Source organism: Amaricoccus tamworthensis, assembly GCF_049800875.1.
Taxonomy (GTDB): domain Bacteria; phylum Pseudomonadota; class Alphaproteobacteria; order Rhodobacterales; family Rhodobacteraceae; genus Amaricoccus; species Amaricoccus tamworthensis.
The window spans coordinates 1-15,858 of sequence record NZ_JBNAFV010000001.1; the positions used below are offsets into that span (position 1 = coordinate 1).

At 59.4% G+C, this 15,858-nt stretch carries 17 protein-coding genes and 1 tRNA gene; 7 read left to right on the forward strand and 11 right to left on the reverse strand.

Features of this window, described 5'->3' with window-relative positions:
• Positions 1 to 83: 83 nt before the first annotated feature.
• Positions 84 to 1,044, forward strand: a protein-coding gene (locus ACP15P_RS00005) for an IS630 family transposase (RefSeq protein ID WP_424926437.1) whose coding sequence is annotated in 2 segments (ribosomal slippage) — positions 84 to 428 and positions 430 to 1,044 — 960 coding nt in all. Because the reading frame shifts where the segments join, the coding sequence is not laid out codon by codon here.
• A gap of 130 nt (positions 1,045 to 1,174) precedes the next feature.
• Here ACP15P_RS00005 and rpmG read toward each other — a convergent pair.
• The 3 genes from rpmG to ACP15P_RS00020 form a co-directional block, all read right to left on the reverse strand.
• Positions 1,175 to 1,342 carry a 50S ribosomal protein L33 gene (gene rpmG / locus ACP15P_RS00010; protein ID WP_424926438.1) on the reverse strand — a complete coding sequence of 56 codons (168 nt, stop codon included), beginning with the start codon at positions 1,340 to 1,342 and terminating at the stop codon, positions 1,175 to 1,177.
• 106 nt (positions 1,343 to 1,448) lie between these two features.
• Entirely contained in the window at positions 1,449 to 2,123 is a 675-nt protein-coding gene (locus ACP15P_RS00015) for an NUDIX hydrolase (RefSeq protein WP_424926439.1), read from the reverse strand.
• Positions 2,120 to 2,527, reverse strand: coding sequence for a DUF983 domain-containing protein (locus ACP15P_RS00020; RefSeq protein WP_424926440.1), 408 nt, complete (start codon positions 2,525 to 2,527; stop codon positions 2,120 to 2,122). Before ACP15P_RS00020 ends, ACP15P_RS00015 begins: the two co-directional genes overlap by 4 nt.
• A 325-nt stretch (positions 2,528 to 2,852) precedes the next feature.
• Here ACP15P_RS00020 and ACP15P_RS00025 point away from each other — a divergent pair, with 325 nt between their 5' ends.
• The 3 genes from ACP15P_RS00025 to ACP15P_RS00035 are packed head-to-tail and all read left to right on the forward strand — an operon-like array spanning position 2,853 to position 4,298.
• Complete coding sequence (locus ACP15P_RS00025) at positions 2,853 to 3,437, forward strand: RNA polymerase sigma factor (RefSeq protein ID WP_424926441.1); 585 nt, start codon at positions 2,853 to 2,855, stop codon at positions 3,435 to 3,437.
• On the forward strand, positions 3,434 to 3,847 hold the full coding sequence (locus tag ACP15P_RS00030; RefSeq protein WP_424926442.1) for a hypothetical protein: 414 nt from the start codon (positions 3,434 to 3,436) through the stop codon (positions 3,845 to 3,847). The genes ACP15P_RS00025 and ACP15P_RS00030 overlap by 4 nt, the downstream gene beginning before the upstream one ends.
• Before the next feature lies 1 nt (position 3,848).
• Positions 3,849 to 4,298: a periplasmic heavy metal sensor gene (locus ACP15P_RS00035; protein WP_424926443.1), complete on the forward strand. Its 450-nt coding sequence runs from the start codon at positions 3,849 to 3,851 to the stop codon at positions 4,296 to 4,298.
• A gap of 57 nt (positions 4,299 to 4,355) precedes the next feature.
• Here the strand turns inward: ACP15P_RS00035 and ACP15P_RS00040 are convergent, their stop codons facing one another.
• From ACP15P_RS00040 to ACP15P_RS00050, 3 genes are all read right to left on the reverse strand, one after another.
• Positions 4,356 to 6,314, reverse strand: coding sequence for a TonB-dependent receptor domain-containing protein (locus ACP15P_RS00040; RefSeq protein WP_424926444.1), 1,959 nt, complete (start codon positions 6,312 to 6,314; stop codon positions 4,356 to 4,358).
• Positions 6,315 to 6,458: 144 nt separating this feature from the next.
• Entirely contained in the window at positions 6,459 to 7,478 is a 1,020-nt protein-coding gene (locus ACP15P_RS00045) for an MBL fold metallo-hydrolase (RefSeq protein WP_424926445.1), read from the reverse strand.
• 130 nt (positions 7,479 to 7,608) lie between these two features.
• Positions 7,609 to 8,994, reverse strand: a complete 1,386-nt coding sequence (locus ACP15P_RS00050; RefSeq protein ID WP_424926446.1) for a PleD family two-component system response regulator — start codon at positions 8,992 to 8,994, stop codon at positions 7,609 to 7,611.
• 107 nt (positions 8,995 to 9,101) lie between these two features.
• Here ACP15P_RS00050 and ACP15P_RS00055 point away from each other — a divergent pair, with 107 nt between their 5' ends.
• A complete protein-coding gene (locus ACP15P_RS00055; protein WP_424926447.1) occupies positions 9,102 to 9,380 on the forward strand; it encodes a DUF3572 domain-containing protein in 279 nt (92 codons plus the stop codon).
• A 137-nt stretch (positions 9,381 to 9,517) separates the two neighbouring features.
• Positions 9,518 to 10,279, forward strand: a complete 762-nt coding sequence (locus tag ACP15P_RS00060; RefSeq protein ID WP_424926448.1) for an HAD family hydrolase — start codon at positions 9,518 to 9,520, stop codon at positions 10,277 to 10,279.
• A 16-nt stretch (positions 10,280 to 10,295) separates the two neighbouring features.
• Here the strand turns inward: ACP15P_RS00060 and ACP15P_RS00065 are convergent, their stop codons facing one another.
• Positions 10,296 to 10,571 carry a helix-turn-helix domain-containing protein gene (locus tag ACP15P_RS00065; protein ID WP_424926449.1) on the reverse strand — a complete coding sequence of 92 codons (276 nt, stop codon included), beginning with the start codon at positions 10,569 to 10,571 and terminating at the stop codon, positions 10,296 to 10,298.
• A 128-nt stretch (positions 10,572 to 10,699) separates the two neighbouring features.
• Entirely contained in the window at positions 10,700 to 11,545 is an 846-nt protein-coding gene (locus tag ACP15P_RS00070; RefSeq protein WP_424926450.1) for an SDR family oxidoreductase, read from the reverse strand.
• A gap of 99 nt (positions 11,546 to 11,644) precedes the next feature.
• Here ACP15P_RS00070 and ACP15P_RS00075 point away from each other — a divergent pair, with 99 nt between their 5' ends.
• Entirely contained in the window at positions 11,645 to 12,034 is a 390-nt protein-coding gene (locus ACP15P_RS00075) for a winged helix-turn-helix transcriptional regulator (protein WP_424926451.1), read from the forward strand.
• A 22-nt stretch (positions 12,035 to 12,056) separates the two neighbouring features.
• Here ACP15P_RS00075 and ACP15P_RS00080 read toward each other — a convergent pair whose 3' ends face one another.
• From ACP15P_RS00080 to lon, 3 genes are all read right to left on the reverse strand, one after another.
• The gene (locus ACP15P_RS00080) at positions 12,057 to 13,007 is read right to left on the reverse strand and encodes an NAD(P)-dependent oxidoreductase (RefSeq protein WP_424926452.1); all 951 of its coding nucleotides are present in this window, start codon (positions 13,005 to 13,007) and stop codon (positions 12,057 to 12,059) included.
• A 174-nt stretch (positions 13,008 to 13,181) separates the two neighbouring features.
• Positions 13,182 to 13,257 (reverse strand) — tRNA-Val (locus tag ACP15P_RS00085).
• A gap of 165 nt (positions 13,258 to 13,422) precedes the next feature.
• Positions 13,423 to 15,843, reverse strand: a complete 2,421-nt coding sequence (lon, locus tag ACP15P_RS00090; RefSeq protein WP_424926453.1) for an endopeptidase La — start codon at positions 15,841 to 15,843, stop codon at positions 13,423 to 13,425.
• Positions 15,844 to 15,858: the final 15 nt, after the last annotated feature.

A 15,858-nucleotide genomic window follows, 5' to 3' on the forward strand; every position in this document is an offset into this window, starting at 1 on the left:
TAAAGCGGTTTGCGTTTGATCTGAATCGAATTGGGATTCACAAGCCCGCCTTCGTCTGATTCACTTCTGTTTGGAGGTGGATCATGGGCAAACCTTACTCTTTGGACCTTCGGGAACGGATTTGCGCCTACGTCGCTAAGGGCAATTCGGCCCGTTCAGCGGGGCGGCTGTTCGGTGTGAGCGCAGCCACGGCGGTGCGATTGGCAGCGGAGCACCGTAAACACGGCACGGCGGTTCCCAAGCCGCAAGGTCGTACCGCCGGCCGGTTCGGCAAACTCGCCCCGCACCGGGACTTTTTGCTGGAGATCGTGCAGGCCGAACCGGACATCACGCTCAAGGAACTGGCCGCCGCCCTCGCAGAGACACATGGCGTGGAAGTACAGCTCTCCTCGCTGCACCGCGCGCTCGAACGCGCCGGACTGTCATATAAAAAAAGGACTGATCGCGGCGGAACGTGACCGACCGGCGTTGCTCCAGGCCCGCCGTGATTGGATCAAGCGCCGCCAGCCCCGTATGCGCGCGGAGCCGCACAGGCTGGTTTTTATCGATGAAACTGCCGTGAAGACGAACCTCACACGGTTGCGCGGTCGGGCCCCTGTCGGTGAGCGGCTTTATGCCGGGGCACCTTTTGGCAAATGGGGCACGCAGACCTTCATCGCAGGGCTGACGCAGGATGCCCTGATCGCACCGTGGGTGATCAAGGGAGCCATGAACGGTCCGGCCTTCGACACTTACATCGAAACCCAACTGGCCCCGGCGCTCGAACCCGGAACAGTTGTGATCCTCGACAACCTGTCCACCCACAAAAGCCCGCGTGCGGCACAAGCCCTGAAAGAGCGCGGCTGCTGGTTCTTGTTCCTGCCTGCATACAGTCCCGATCTCAATCCCATCGAAATGGCCTTCTCGAAGCTCAAAGCCCACCTGCGACGCATCGGTGCCAGAACCTTTGAAACCTTGTTTCAGGCGCTCGGAGACATCTGCGATCTGTTCGACCCGCAGGAGTGCTGGAATTTCCTCAAAGCTGCAGGGTATGCCTCAGATTAAATGCAAAACGCTTTAAGTTCAGCAATGCGCGTGACGGTATCAAGCGAAGTACAAAATAAAAAACCCGGCAACCTGAAAGGTGCCGGGCTTTTAGTCTCCGGATGCACGGGGCATCCAGGGAACGAGAAGGCTATTTGATTTTGCCTTCCTTGTATTCCACGTGCTTGCGCGCGACCGGGTCGTATTTTTTAACGACCATTTTCTCGGTCATCGTGCGTGCGTTTTTCTTGGTCACATAGAAATGACCGGTATCCGCAGTCGAGTTCAAGCGGATCTTGACAGTTGTCGGCTTCGCCATTGTTCGTCCTTCCGGGCGGTGATCCGCCATGCAGTCCCGTGGGTACGCCCAACCGCACCCGAATTTCAGACCGTCCTTCTACCGATCCTCGCCCATCTGTCAAGCGTCACAGCAGCCGGAAATGCGAACCTTCATCGTCATGGTCGAAAAAAGGCACCTTCCGGTCGGCATCGCCGGTTTTCAAATGATTTTCCAGCTCCGAGAGCACCACCTCGGTGATAAACGGCAGCGACAGTTTCCGCGCCTCCGCGACCTTCAGCCACTGAAGGTGGCGCAGCTCTCCATCAGCCTCGGTGTGATCATCCAGCGTGTCAAACAGCGCGTCCGCATCCGCGAGAAAAAACCGCGCATCAAACCGGCGCGGGCGGCCCTTCGGCGTCACGGCGCGAAAGAAAAACCGGAGCGCACCGGTATTCGGCATCAGCCCACCGGCAAAGAACCGCGCCCAGGTCTCCGGCACCACAAAGGCCGTCGGCGCCTCACCAACATGCGCCAGTTTCAGCCCGGTTTCCTCCCAGACCTCGCGCACCGCCGCAATCGCCAGCCCCCCGGCCAGCCCCGGCACCGAGCGGCGTTCCAGACGTTCCCGGTCGACCGGTTGCACACCAAGCGCCTCGGCCAGGGCGAAATCGCCCTCGTCGATCGCCCCGCCAGGGAAAACAAACTTGTCAGGCATAAAAACGGCGCCGCGGCCCCGCTGGCCCATCAGCACCCGAACATCGTCACCGTCCCTGCGTAGCAGAATAACGGTGGCCGCATTGCGAATGTCCGGCGATGTCACCGCGCGCGGGCCATCCCGGGCGCATCACCAAAGCCGTGCATCCGCTTGGCCCACTGCAACCCCACAAAGGCCCCCTTCAGGCGCGGCAACAGATAGAGCGACAGGGCCACGAAAAACACCGAAAGCCCCAGCGCCATGACCCAGGCCTCCGGACGGAACACCTCAAACACCAGCAGCATAAGCGGCGCGAGAATATGACCGGTGATCAGGATGGTCGCCCAGGCCGGTCCGTCATCGGCCCGGTGATGGTAAAGCTCGGTACCGCACACGGAACAGGTATCGGCAACCTTCAGATACCCTTCCATCATGGCGCCTTCGCCGCAGCAGGGGCAGTGCCGCTGCCAGCCCCGCCAGAGAGCGGTCTTCGTGTCGCGATCATCAACCATCTCGGAATCATCCATCATGTTTTGCTGCCTGATATATAGGCGATCAATACCGGTTTATCCATCCATACGGCCAATATGCCACCGGCGGCCTGAACACCTGTTTAACCACGGGAATCAGCCCTCCCATAAAATTTTACACCCCATGAAGTTTTTTCGACGGAACCAGCGACCCCGCACGTTCAGATATCAGACGACACAGGCAGGACACCGAAAAAAGGAGGCGGCCATGACAACAAAACCAGCGAATGGATCCTGGCCGCCTTCGCGGGCAACTGAACGGAACAGGCATCAACCCGGCTGAAACATCGGGACAGTGTACCAGAAAAATTTTATAACGGAGCGCATGACCGGGACTTCCGAGGAACCGTCGGACGACGAACTGCTCAAGGGTTACGCCAATGGCGACCAGTCCGCCGCGCGCCTCCTGGCCGGGCGGTTGATGCCCCGTGTCCACGCCCTCGCCTGGCGCATGCTTCACGACCGCGTGGAGGCGGAGGACGTCACCCAGGAGGCCATGCTGCGCCTGTGGAAGATCGCCCCGGACTGGCAGGAGGGCAACGCAAAGGTCAGCACATGGCTGCACCGGGTCGCCAGCAACCTCTGCATCGACCGCCTGCGACGCCGCCGGGAAACCCGCTCACCGGACCAGATCCCGGAGGTGGCGGATGACGCACCCGGAGCCCTGGAAAGGCTCCAGACACACGAACGCCGCTCGGCTCTGCTGGCGGCACTTGAAAAACTGCCGGAGAGACAAAAACTTGCCATTATGCTCCGGCACTTCGAGGACCGCGGCAACCCCGAGATTGCCGAGATCATGGGAACAAGCGTGGAGGCCGTCGAAAGCATCCTCGCACGCGCCAAAAGAAGCCTTTCGGGCAGGCTTGAACATCGACGCGACCAGCTTGGACTGGTGGGAGACGGAAGATGAACGTGAACGGTAAAAACGGAAGCGACCACGACGACATCAGCGATTTCGAGCTGGACCTGATCCTGCGCGACGAGGGAGACGAACCGCCCGCCCCGTCCCTGCGCCTGATAAACGCGGTCCTGGCCGATGCCGCCGAGGTTTCCGCCGCCCGCGCCGCAGCCGAGGCAAAACCCGCCAGCACCCAACCGCGCCCCGCGGGCCTGTTTGGTCGGCTCAGCGGCCTCTTTGCCCCTCTCGGCGGCTGGCAGACGGCCACCGCCCTGACCGTCTGCGCCTTTGTAGGCTTCGCGGCAGGTCTCTCCGGTGGCACCGATGCGGCCTCATCTTTGATCTTTGGTGAAACCGTCGCGCTGGATTTCCCGTCGGACACCGTGACCGACTATTTTGATATTGCTCTTTCGGAAGGCTGACATGAACACCGACACACCAAAATCACGGCGCTGGATCAAATGGATACTGATCGTGTCTCTTGGCCTGAACGTGACCGTGCTCGGCTTGGCGCTTGGCCTGCTCCTGAAGGGTCCACCACCCCCAAAACGCAGTCTCTCCATCAGCTGGTCCAACGCCGAGACCCTGCCCGAACCCTACCGGGAAAATCTGACCACGCAGATCCGGGAGCTCAAACCCGACTGGGAAACCTTCCGCGAAACCATGTCCGAACGCCGCCAGGCCGTGGCCGACGCACTAATAGCCGAGCCATTTGAGATCGAGGCCGTCCGCGCCGCCTTCGCCGCCGACCGCAGCGTCCGCGACGAGTTGCAAAACCAGGGCACCGAACTCCTCCTTGACCAGATCACCCTGATGACCGCAGACGAACGCACCGCCTACGCCGAAAACCTGCTCTCGGCCCGGCGCAAGTGACAAAAAAAAGGGGCAACCGTAAAGGCTGCCCCTGGCACCTGAAAAAGGCAAAACTGCTCAGAACTCGCCGGTCAACGCCACCCAGTAAGTCCGGCCGTTTTTCGAGGATCCATGCTCGTAATTAGTGATCTCGCGATCACCGAGGTTATCGATGGCGCCCTTCAGGATCACGTTGTCGGTAATCCGGTAAACCGCACCCACATCAAAGGTTGTGTAGCTGGCCAGATCCGTCCGCGTGCGCGAGCTGATATTCGTGCTCTTGCCGAAATACGTCGCCGCCGCCCAGGCATCCAGGTCCACAATGGGCGTGACCCAGTCAAAACGCAGACTGGCCTGATGCTCCGGTGCCCGCGAAAGAGGCTCACCCTCGTTCACGCCACTCAGCTGCTCCGACTTCGCGAATGTGTAGCTCCCGCTGACCTCAAGCGTGGGGGTGATGAAATGACGCCCGCCAACCTCAACACCCTGAACCTCAGCCTTGTCGATGTTGTACCACTCATCGAGGTCCGCGATATCACCGTTGATCTCAATGGTCTCGCCGGTCTCCCGCGTTGAGATACGGTTACGGTAATCCGTGTGGAAGGCGGTGATGTTGAAGGAACTGTTGGCATTGAGGAACCGCAGACCAATCTCGTAGTTGGTGCTTTCCTCAGGGTCCAGATCAGTACTTCCCGGCGCCACGGAAGCACATCCCGCCGAGGTACAGCTCAGGTAGTCCGGAGCGGTCTCCCGAATATCCGGTGCCCGAAAGCCCGTCGCGATACCACCCGAAAGCTTCCAGTTTACATTGAGATCATAAAGCGCATACACGCGCGGCGACAGATCGTTCCCGTACTGCTCGTCATCCGTGTAGCGCGCGCCAAATGTTACACTCAACCGGTCAACCGGAGCCCAAAGGTCCTCAAGGAACAGGGCGGTTTGCAGGTTGTCAAAATCCCCGTAGTCCAGCGTGCCGGTTCCCAGGTTCTGGTCGGTCAGAACCGTGTCCATCACCTGCATGCCGAGGGTAAATTCGTGGAACCCATAGAGATCGAAGCCACGCGATCCCTTCAGATCGAAAACCGTGGTTTCGATCTCGGGCCGGCGATCCGTTCGTGAGGCACTGTTGCGGGTTTTCGCGTGCTCGTAGGACAGCAGCGAAATCACATCCCAGCCGGCGATAAAACCTTCATACCCCAGCGCCCCGTGCCGACGCGGCCAGTCCGAAAAAGTACCGATCTCGGATTCCGACCGGTTGTCGTTCTTCCCGGCCTCAAGCGTAAACCGGTGGTCGAGGCTCGGAGCCCAGGTCAGGCGACCGGCAAGCTCGGTGAGTTCACGGCTGTCCTCGCCAACGTAGCGGCCATTTTCCATCCGCGTCGAGCCATCACGGTCGAGGTGACGCCCCCAGAGTTGCAGTCCAAGTTTCTCACCCACCAATGGCCCGGACAAATAGAACGAGGCCTGCTGCTCCGTGCTGTCCTCGCTGTCCTCCGCAAAGGTGCTCTCTAACGTAACCGAGCCGGTCCACTCCGACGCCACCGGCTTCGTGATGATGTTGATCACACCACCAACCGCATCGGCTCCATAGAGCGAGGACATGGGTCCGCGCACGATCTCGATCCGGTCAATCGCCGAGGCGGGCGGGATATAATACTGGTCCACGCCACCCGCATTATTTTGGCGCGAAACCCGCGAATTCAACCGCTGCCCGTCGATCAGAATCAGCGTGTATTCCGCGGGAACGCCACGGATGTAAATATTCGCGGCATCTCCGCTGCCTGCCACGGAAACACCCGGCGTGAATGCCACCACATCGGTCAGGTCATTCACGCCCTGCCGCTCAAGTTCCTCACCGGTAATGACGGACACACTTGCGGGCGCCTCAAATGAGCTCACCCCAACCCCCGCGGCCGATACCACAATCGGGTCAAGCTCAATGGATTCACCATATTCCTGCGCGCCAACAGCGGCGGGAACAATGATGCAAACGGTTGCAAGTAGGGTTGCACGGACGGACGAACCGTATGCGGACATGGCGGGCCTCATAAGCTATCTGACAATTTTCTGGATAGCGGCCCGGCGGGCAAACGCGTCTCTACCTGCCGACCGCATAAAACGGGAGTGCCACGCTGTAAAATCAGCCTTAACCTTTGGTGGCACTCATGTTGCGTTTTTACATCACTCCGGTTCAGCGAACCGCGCCGCCTGAGCCAGCGCGCATTCCTCCAGCACCGTGAACAGGTCATATCCCTCTTCACCCACAACAAACGGATGGGCCTCACCGGCTTCCCGTTCCGCAAGTTCAGCCATCAAAACGTCCGATCCGTCGCGCCTTGAATGGTTGGACAGCATCACATCCACGCCTGCCTCCTGCGAAAGATCGCGCATCTTGACGGCCGAATCCGCATACTGGCGGAAAATCTCAGGATACATTCCAAAGTTGAAACCGGTCCCGCCCCACATCATCGCGGCATGGGGAATCCCGTTGTCATACACATCAAAAACCAGGGACAATCCTCCTGGCGTGTGACCGGGTGTCAAATGCGCGGTCAGGGAAGATTCACCAAACTCAAGAACCTCACCATCCGCGACATCCGTTCCACGCGGCGGCGGAGGTCCAAACCGCGGATGTACCCCAAACGGCGCCATAAATTTCCAGTCCTCAGCGGACATTAAAATCTCGACGCCCAGCTCCTCGGAAATGTAATCCGCCCCACCATAATGGTCCCCGTGACCATGGGTCACCAGAATGGCCTCAATCCTGTCCGGGTCCAGACCGAGAGTCTCCATTCCACCAAGAATATATTTTTCAGCCTCCTCGTCATTGTTGAGGCCATCGATCAGCAGGTACCCCTCATCCGTGCCATAGAGCCACGCCGAAACCGACCGGTTCCCAAGGAAGTAGAGGTTGTCGAAAACCTGCATCGGCGGCAAAGGCGGACGCTCGGCCCGCTCCCCGCCACCCTGCCCGCTCCGCTGACCGGAAGCAGGACGCTCGCGCCGTGCACCGTTCGACGCGCTTCTGTCGTTCACGTTCCTGATGCGGGATTCGAGATTGCAGAGCGAGGCATAACCTGGAAACGCCTCAGCTGCCTTCAATCCCCTCTCTGCATGGGCTTTCGCCTCGTCCATGTCCTGCGAGAGACCTGTCGCTGGTAGAAAAAACGCGGCACATACAAGTGAATGTACTGACTTCATGAATGCCCGCCGCCTGACCTGAGTAAATTTATCAGGTTTAGCCTAAAGCCATTTCAAGCCGCCGGTGTCAAGACCGGGCCGGATAATTGTTCAGGGATTTCAGACTTAAAGGTCTTAGACAGCCCGGTCGTCAGGCCGCGGCAGAAAAGGTAACCCGGTTGCGGCCGGCCTCCTTTGCCTCAAACAGGGCCTGATCGGCCCGCTTGATGATTGCATCCGGATCGGTCTCATGGGCGTCCGCAATCGCCACTCCGATCGAAACGGTCACGTGAACCTCACCGGCTCCGCCAGGCAGAACCACGGGCGTGCCTTCCACCGCCGCACGGATACGTTCCGCAGCCTTCGCCGCGGCATCCTCGTCAACATCCGGCATGGCGACAAAAAACTCCTCGCCGCCAAATCTGGCAACGAGATCAACACCGCGGATGTTTTCCTGCAGACGCCTCGAAAACTCGCGCAGAACGGCATCGCCGGCATCATGCCCGTACCTGTCATTCACGTTCTTAAACCGGTCGAGATCCACCATCATCACCGCAAAAACACCACCAACCTCACGGGCCCGCTCCATGACACGGCCCATATGCACGCTGGCATAGCGGCGGTTGTAAATACCGGTCAGCGGATCGATCACCGCCATCTTCAGACCATCGCGTACATTCGACCGCAGCCGATCCGAATAGCGTTTGCGCCGCAGCTGCGACCGTATGCGCGCGATCAGCTCGCTGACGTCAAACGGCGCCTCAATGTAGTCCGACGCACCCAGATCCAGCCCCTTGGCCGCCGTCTGAATGTCACCGTTCTCAACCACCAGGATCACCGCCGACTGCCGCGTTTCCGGCCGCGCCCGCAGAGCCGACACAAGCCGCAGCCCGTCCCCGCCTTCCAAAAGATCCTGATGCACCACAAAACAGTCCGGCAGCTCCAGCTGCGCCAGGTTCATGGATTCCCGCTCGGAATAGGTCACAATGGTTGAGACGCCGAGCTTCTCATTAAGCTCCGACGCCCAGTGCTCGCCATCCGCCACGCATTTGGGCGCAAGCATGATCGGCCCGCCCATCTCCGGGTCCATGTCCTGTTCAGTGATGAAATCCGTCAGACCCAGTTCCCGCGAGGTCATGTCCCGCAGGCGAAGCTCGTCAAACATCATCTTCATCCGCATCAGGTTTCTGACACGGGCAAACAGCGCAAGGTCATTGAAAGGTTTCGACAGGAAGTCGTCCGCGCCCACCTCGAGACCCCGAACACGTTCTTCCGGCGTATCGAGCGCCGTGACCATGATCACCGGGATATGGGCTGTGGCTTCCTGCGACTTGAGAATGCGGCAGACGGTAAACCCGTCCATATCCGGCATCATCACGTCGAGCATGATCATGTCGGGCTGTTCACTCCGGGCCAGATCAAGCGCCTGTGTGCCGTTCTCAGCAACAACCACGTCGTAATAGGCCGTCGAAAGCTTGGCTCTCAACAGAAGACGGTTGGTTGCAACATCGTCCACCACCAGGACACGACCTGACATTCATGACCCTCCCGCTGGAATCAAGCGGCTATCATCGTTTCACCCGCGACATTAACGCCGGAAGTGTTAAGGAATGGTTTCTTAATCCCTGAAAACCGGAACGATGCATGAACACAAAACAGGCCATTAACATTGCCCAGGGATGCCTCCTCTGGCTGGTCAACAACCCCGACGAACTGACCCATTTCATGCAGGCTTCGGGCTCCTCGATCGACGACCTGAAACAACGCGGCTCCGACCCGGAATTCCTTGGTTTCATTATGGATTTCGTGATGATGGACGACAGATGGGTCATGGCAGCGGCCGCTGAAAACGACGTCCCGCCCGAGACGCTGGCACAGGCAAAATCGAGCCTTCCAGGCGGCGAAAACCCGTGGTGGACATAGGGAAAACACGGTCTACGAACCGTTAACACGAATCGGTCACGGGCCTGTGACATAAAAAATGGTAAAACCATAATTAACTCCGAGATGACCGGCCCAACGGCACCAAACTGACACAAATGAATACCGGAAAGTTAAAAATGAACAGCCCCCTGGACGCAACGACCTCCGATCAGCGCCCAAACGCCGACGCACTCCCCCACCACCGGACCGCAAAAATCAGGGGAATTGTCTTCGACAAGGACGGCACGCTCTTCAGCTATGACGGAACCTGGGGGCCGTGGACCGGCAGTTTCATCGAATACATCACCGATGGCGACCCCGAACTATCACGGGAACTGGCCGCGAGGCTGGAATACGACCGCGAGACCGGAACCTTCCTCCCCACCAGCCCCGCGATTGCGGAAACCATGGATTTTATGATCGACACCGTCATGGGCACCGTCCCGGGCCTCGACCGCGGCGAACTGTGGGACTACGTCATCGAGAGCACCTCCCACGCGCCCCAGGCCCCGTCCGTGCCCCTGCTGCCGCTCCTGGAGCGTCTCACCGCCGCGGGCTACGCGATGGGTGTGGCCACAAACGACGCCATTGAGCCCGCAAACGTGCACCTGAAAAACGCCGGTATTTTTGAGCATTTCGCCTTCGTCGCCGGATATGACAGCGGTTACGGCTCCAAACCCGAACCCGGCATGCTCACCGCCTTCTGCGAACTGGCGGACATCGCGCCCGAGGAATGCCTGATGATCGGCGACAGCCTGCACGACCTCACCGCCGGCCGCTCGGCGGGCATGATCACCATGGGTGTTTTGACCGGACCGGCCAGCGCCGATGAACTGGCCCCCCTCGCGGACGTCATAGCCCCCGATATCGGCCACCTGCCCCGCATTCTCAGGCTTTAAAGGATTTAGGCCCCCGTTACCCGCAGCACCCGCTGGTACATTTCGGGGCCTGCACCTGCTCCAGATCTTCCGCAACCATCTGAAACTCGCCGGTCAGGGTCTGCGGTGGCACCTGAAGCGCGTCCGACAGCCGGATTACCAGCGATGCATCGAGCACCGCATTGCCCGCGGTCTCGATCCGGCCCATCTGCCGCTCGGTAATCCCGGACAGTTTCGCAAGCTTCGGCCGTCCGATCTTGCGCGCCTTGCGGATCGTTTTCAGCCGTCCGGCATCAATCTGAACCTCTGTCATAAATCACAGCTCCGGAATTTCTCAAAGGATCACGCTCAATGGCACCATGCCGCCACCATTTCAAGCCACCTGACGATGGTTTTAGGGCGCATCAGGGCCTCACTTCAAAGCCCCGATCGCCTTGTCCGTCAGCGCAGGGCCTGACGCACCGCCTCCGCCAATGGCGTTGTCGGCCGTCCGATCAGCCTGGAAAGCTCATTCCCCTCGTCAAACAGCGCCCCTTTCGCGGCCTCTTCGTCACAATGTGCCAGGAATTCCGCCAGACCCTCAGGCAAACCGGCCTTTACCAATGCTGCGCAGTAGTCATCCTTCGGCATGTCCACGTAGGGAATGGTCTCCCCCACTTCCTTGGACAACGCCGCGGCCAGATCAGTCAGCGTGAAGCTCTCATCACCTGAAAGCTCATAGGTCCGCCCGCGCAACTCCGTGTTCAGGAGCACCATCGCGGCCGCCGCCGCGTAGTCGGCCCGCGTCGCGGCGGAAATCCTGCCGTCCTGCACCGCGCCGATCAGGGCTTTATGCTCAACGGCCGACGCCAGCCCGCCCGTATAGTTCTCCGTATACCACCCGTTGCGCAAAATGGTGTGGGCAATGCCGGACGCCGCCAGCGCCTCTTCCGTTTCCGCATGCTCCGCCGCGAGACCCAACGTGTTCGTGTCGGCCCTCAACAGGCTCGTGTATACGATGTGTTCCACTCCGGCGGCTTTCGCTGCATCAATCACGGCCCGGTGCTGCGGACCGCGGCGCCCAACCTCACTGCCCGAAATCAGCAGCAGCGTTTCCACACCCGCAAGCGCCGGTGCGAGTGTTTCCGGCGCATCATAGTCAAAGCGCCGCGCCTCAACACCCAGATCAGCCGCCTTCCCCGTGTCGCGCACGAGCGCCACAACATCCTCTGAATTCTCGGCAGTCTTCAGGTTTGCGACAACAAGGCGGCCCAGTTGGCCGGTCGCTCCGGTGATTGCAATTGTCATCTCTCATGTCTCCTCTGCTTGCCCGACAGCAGATGGAAACGTCACTTGCAAAAAGTAAGTACTGACATAAATGTTAGTTTGAAAAGAATCTGGAGACCCATGCCAAAACTCAGCGAAGCCGTCCGGTCCGGTAAATTGGCCGGCAATCTTATGGCGAAGGAATGCCCGTCGCGGACCATCCTCAAACACGTCACCGGCCGCTGGGCCGTGCTTACCCTCATCGCGCTTCAGGACCGCACCATCCGGTTCTCTGCACTCCGGCGCCTGATCGGCGGCGTCAGCGACCGCATGCTGACCCAAACCCTGCAAACCCTTGAGGCCGACGGCTTCGTTCACCGCAAGGTCTACGACGTGGTTCCGCCACATGTCGAATACAGCCTCACCCCCATGGGGGACGAGGTCGCTCAACACGTCCGCGTCCTCGTTGACTGGATCGAGGACAACACGCAAAAGATCGCTGACCACCAGCAAGCCAAAGCCCCGGCTTAAAGGAACGACCCCCAGCCTTCACTCAGGCCCGACCACCCGGCACCACCTCATATCCGGGCTCTTCCGGCTCATCGTCCGTCATTTCCGGCGGAAAACCGGGGGCCAGAATGCTCAGGCCAGTGGCGTCCTCCAGGCGGCGAATAATGTTGGGCGACAGTTCCCGGCTGCCATACCGTGCCTGACCGTCCTCGAAAATCTGCTGCAACAGCGGCGAGATTTCCAGCGGCACGCCCGCCCGGTCGGCCACCTGCTGAAACAGGCCCACATCCTTTGAAACCAGATCCATCGTAAAGGAAATGTCCCGCGACCCGTTCAAAATGACCTGACTCTCCGTCTCATGCACGAAGGACGTTCCGGATGAGATTTTAATCGCCTCATAGGCCGTCCCAAGGTCCATCCCGGCGGCCTTCGCCACCACCAGCGCCTCGCAGCACGACACCAGGTTCGCCGTCGCCAGATAGTTCGTCACCACCTTCAGGACCGACGCGGAGCCCAGCTCGCCCGTGTGCAAAATCCGCCGCCCCATTTTGGTTAGCAGCTGAAACACCCGCTCAAACGTCGCCCGGTCACATCCCGCGAAAATCGAGATGTTCCCCGTATCCGCCCGGTGACATCCACCCGACACCGGACAGTCCGCCGCAGCCCCGCCTTTGTCGATGACCAACTGACCCAGCCGCGTGACCTCCGCCGCATCCGTGGTCGACATTTCCAGCCAGGTTTTTCCAGGTCCCACATGCGGCAGCATCTGCGCCATCACCGCATCCGACGCCGCCGGCGACGGCAGGCAGGTAATGACCACGTCACACGCCTGCATCAGCCCCGCCGCATCACCCGCGACCGCCGCGCCACGACCAGCGAATTCCGCCGTCAGGTCGGGGCGCAAATCGTGAACCACCAGGTCCACCCCATTGCGCAACAAACTGCCCGCGAGCTTACCACCCACGTTACCAAGGCCAACAAATCCTACTATCAATGGAACCCCCTGCATTCAGACCTGGCAGTGGCGAACCGCGTGCGGATTGCGCCACTCAAGGCCCAATTCGTGCCATATCCTCAGCAATCTGTGCCATTTGACTCTCAATCTGTGCCAAATGACTCACAATCTGCGCCACTTTGGCAACAGAATGGACACTTATGTGAGGGGGAATGGTGGGTGATGAGAGACTCGAACTCCCGGCATCTTCGGTGTAAACGAAGCGCTCTACCAACTGAGCTAATCACCCGTTCCGGAGCGGCACATAGCGCGCATTCAGGGGTATGTGCAAGCCCAAAACGCCGGAAAATTTACCGCAAATACCAATTTTTTTGTACCCTGTCCGAGGTCACACCCTCAAACGAAAAACGCCCGGAAATATCCGGGCGTTCTCATCTCATCTGGCTTCAAAAACTCAGTGCGTGGCCGAGCCCGACCCAACACCGGAGCCCGAGGAGTCCTTGCGCGCCGCAACCGCGGCCGCTTCCATTTCCTCATCCCATTCAATGGGTTCCGGAGTTTCAGTCAGCGCAACCTTCAGAACGTCGGTCACGTTCGACACCGGAATAAGCTCCAGACCGTTCTTCACGTTGTCGGGGATCTCACGCAAATCCTTGACGTTGTCGAACGGGATCAGAACCGTGGTAATTCCACCGCGCAGAGCCGCCAGAAGCTTCTCTTTCAGACCGCCAATCGGCAGAACGTTACCACGCAGCGTCACCTCACCGGTCATCGCCACATCGCGCCGTACCGGGATACCCGACAGAACCGACACAATCGACGTCACCATGCCAATACCGGCCGACGGTCCGTCCTTCGGCGTAGCACCCTCGGGAACATGGACGTGAATGTCCACGCTCTCGAAAGTCGTTGGTTTTACACCAATATCCGGTGCCTTCGACCGCACGTAGGACGATGCCGCGTCGATGCTTTCCTTCATGACGTCGCCGAGTTTACCGGTCGTTTTCATGCGACCCTTACCCGGAAGCTTCAGCGCCTCAATCTGCAGCAGATCGCCGCCAACCTCGGTCCAGGCCAGTCCGGTAACGACACCGACCTGATCCTTTTCCTCGGCCAGACCGTATTTGAAGCGCTTAACCCCAAGATAATCCTCAAGGTTTTCCGGCGTGACCTTCACATGCGCAGAGTCGCCCTTGACGATTTCCGTCACCGCCTTGCGGCACAGCTTGGCAATCTCACGCTCCAGGTTCCGCACTCCGGCCTCGCGGGTGTAATAGCGGATCGTGTCGCGCAGAGCCTCGTCGGTCAGTTCGAACTCACCCTTCTTGAGGCCATGACCTTTTTTCTGTTTCTCAAGCAGATGCTGCTTCGCTATCTCGGATTTCTCCTCCTCGGTGTACCCCGAGATTGAGATGATCTCCATCCGGTCCAGCAGAGGCCGCGGCATGTTGTAGGAGTTCGATGTCGTGATGAACATCACGTTCGACAGGTCATACTCCACCTCAAGATAGTGGTCCATGAAGGTGGCGTTTTGCTCGGGATCGAGCACCTCAAGCATTGCAGAGGCGGGATCACCACGGAAGTCCTGACCCATCTTGTCGATTTCATCGAGCAAAATGAGCGGGTTGGTGGTTTTCGCCTTTTTCATCGACTGGATGATCTTACCGGGCATGGAGCCAATGTAAGTCCGCCGGTGACCACGTATTTCGGCCTCGTCCCGGACACCGCCGAGCGATATGCGGATGAACTCACGTCCCGTGGCACGCGCCACGGATTTACCCAGAGAGGTCTTACCAACACCCGGAGGACCAACGAGACAGAGGATCGGGCCCTTCAGCTTCGAAGAACGTGACTGCACGGCCAGGAACTCGACAATGCGGTCCTTGACCTTCTCAAGCCCGTAGTGATCCGCGTCGAGCACGTCCTGCGCCCGGCCGAGATCCTTTTTGATCCGGCTGCGCTTGCCCCACGGAATGGCGAGCATCCAGTCGAGGTAGTTGCGCACAACCGTCGCCTCGGCCGACATGGGCGACATGGAGCGCAGCTTCTTAAGCTCCGCCATGGCCTTGTCTTTGGCCTCGTTCGACAGTTTGGTATTCTCGATGCGCTCCTCAAACTCGGCGGCATCGTCCTGGGCTTCACCGTCACCGCCAGAGCCCAGTTCGCGCTGAATAGCCTTCATCTGCTCATTCAGGTAGTACTCGCGCTGGGTGCGCTCCATCTGGTTTTTGACGCGGCTCTTGATCTTCTTCTCGACCTTCAGAACCGACATTTCGCTCTGCATCAGGCCATAGATCTGCTCAAGCCGCTCGCCCACATCCGCGATCTCGAGAAGCTTCTGTTTTTCCTCAAGCTTCGAGCCCAGATGCCCGGCGACGGTATCAGCCAGTTTACCTGGCTCCATGTCCTCGGACAGGGACGCCATGGCCTCATCGGGGATATTGCGGTTCAGTTTCGCATAGCGCGCAAATTCCTCGGAAACGGCCCGTGTCAGGGCCTCCAGGGATTCGGCAGACGGATTCGTCTCGAAAATCTCTTCGGCATGGGCCTCGAAATAGGCCTCATTCTCAACAAACTCGTTGATCCGCACGCGGGTTTTGCCCTCGACCAGAACCTTTACGGTTCCATCGGGCAGCTTCAGCAACTGAAGAACGTTGGCCAATACACCAACGTGATAAATTCCGTCCGTGGTGGGTTCGTCGTCAGAGGGGTCCATCTGGCTGGCCAGAAGAATCTGACGGTCATCCTTCATCACGGCCTCAAGCGCGTGAACCGATTTCTCACGCCCGACGAAAAGCGGCACGATCATGTGCGGGAAGACCACAATATCGCGCAGGGGAAGAACCGGATGGGATGCGCTGCTCAACTCACTCATGTATTTTTCCTTCTG

Coding starts and splice junctions, on each gene's coding strand:
- rpmG (WP_424926438.1), bottom strand. CDS start 1,342: ATGGCGAAGCCGACAACTGTCAAGATCCGCTTGAACTCGACTGCGGAT.
- ACP15P_RS00020 (WP_424926440.1), bottom strand. CDS start 2,527: ATGATGGATGATTCCGAGATGGTTGATGATCGCGACACGAAGACCGCT.
- ACP15P_RS00025 (WP_424926441.1), top strand. CDS start 2,853: ATGACCGGGACTTCCGAGGAACCGTCGGACGACGAACTGCTCAAGGGT.
- ACP15P_RS00030 (WP_424926442.1), top strand. CDS start 3,434: ATGAACGTGAACGGTAAAAACGGAAGCGACCACGACGACATCAGCGAT.
- ACP15P_RS00035 (WP_424926443.1), top strand. CDS start 3,849: ATGAACACCGACACACCAAAATCACGGCGCTGGATCAAATGGATACTG.
- ACP15P_RS00040 (WP_424926444.1), bottom strand. CDS start 6,314: ATGTCCGCATACGGTTCGTCCGTCCGTGCAACCCTACTTGCAACCGTT.
- ACP15P_RS00045 (WP_424926445.1), bottom strand. CDS start 7,478: ATGAAGTCAGTACATTCACTTGTATGTGCCGCGTTTTTTCTACCAGCG.
- ACP15P_RS00050 (WP_424926446.1), bottom strand. CDS start 8,994: ATGTCAGGTCGTGTCCTGGTGGTGGACGATGTTGCAACCAACCGTCTT.
- ACP15P_RS00055 (WP_424926447.1), top strand. CDS start 9,102: ATGAACACAAAACAGGCCATTAACATTGCCCAGGGATGCCTCCTCTGG.
- ACP15P_RS00060 (WP_424926448.1), top strand. CDS start 9,518: ATGAACAGCCCCCTGGACGCAACGACCTCCGATCAGCGCCCAAACGCC.
- ACP15P_RS00065 (WP_424926449.1), bottom strand. CDS start 10,571: ATGACAGAGGTTCAGATTGATGCCGGACGGCTGAAAACGATCCGCAAG.
- ACP15P_RS00070 (WP_424926450.1), bottom strand. CDS start 11,545: ATGACAATTGCAATCACCGGAGCGACCGGCCAACTGGGCCGCCTTGTT.
- ACP15P_RS00075 (WP_424926451.1), top strand. CDS start 11,645: ATGCCAAAACTCAGCGAAGCCGTCCGGTCCGGTAAATTGGCCGGCAAT.
- lon (WP_424926453.1), bottom strand. CDS start 15,843: ATGAGTGAGTTGAGCAGCGCATCCCATCCGGTTCTTCCCCTGCGCGAT.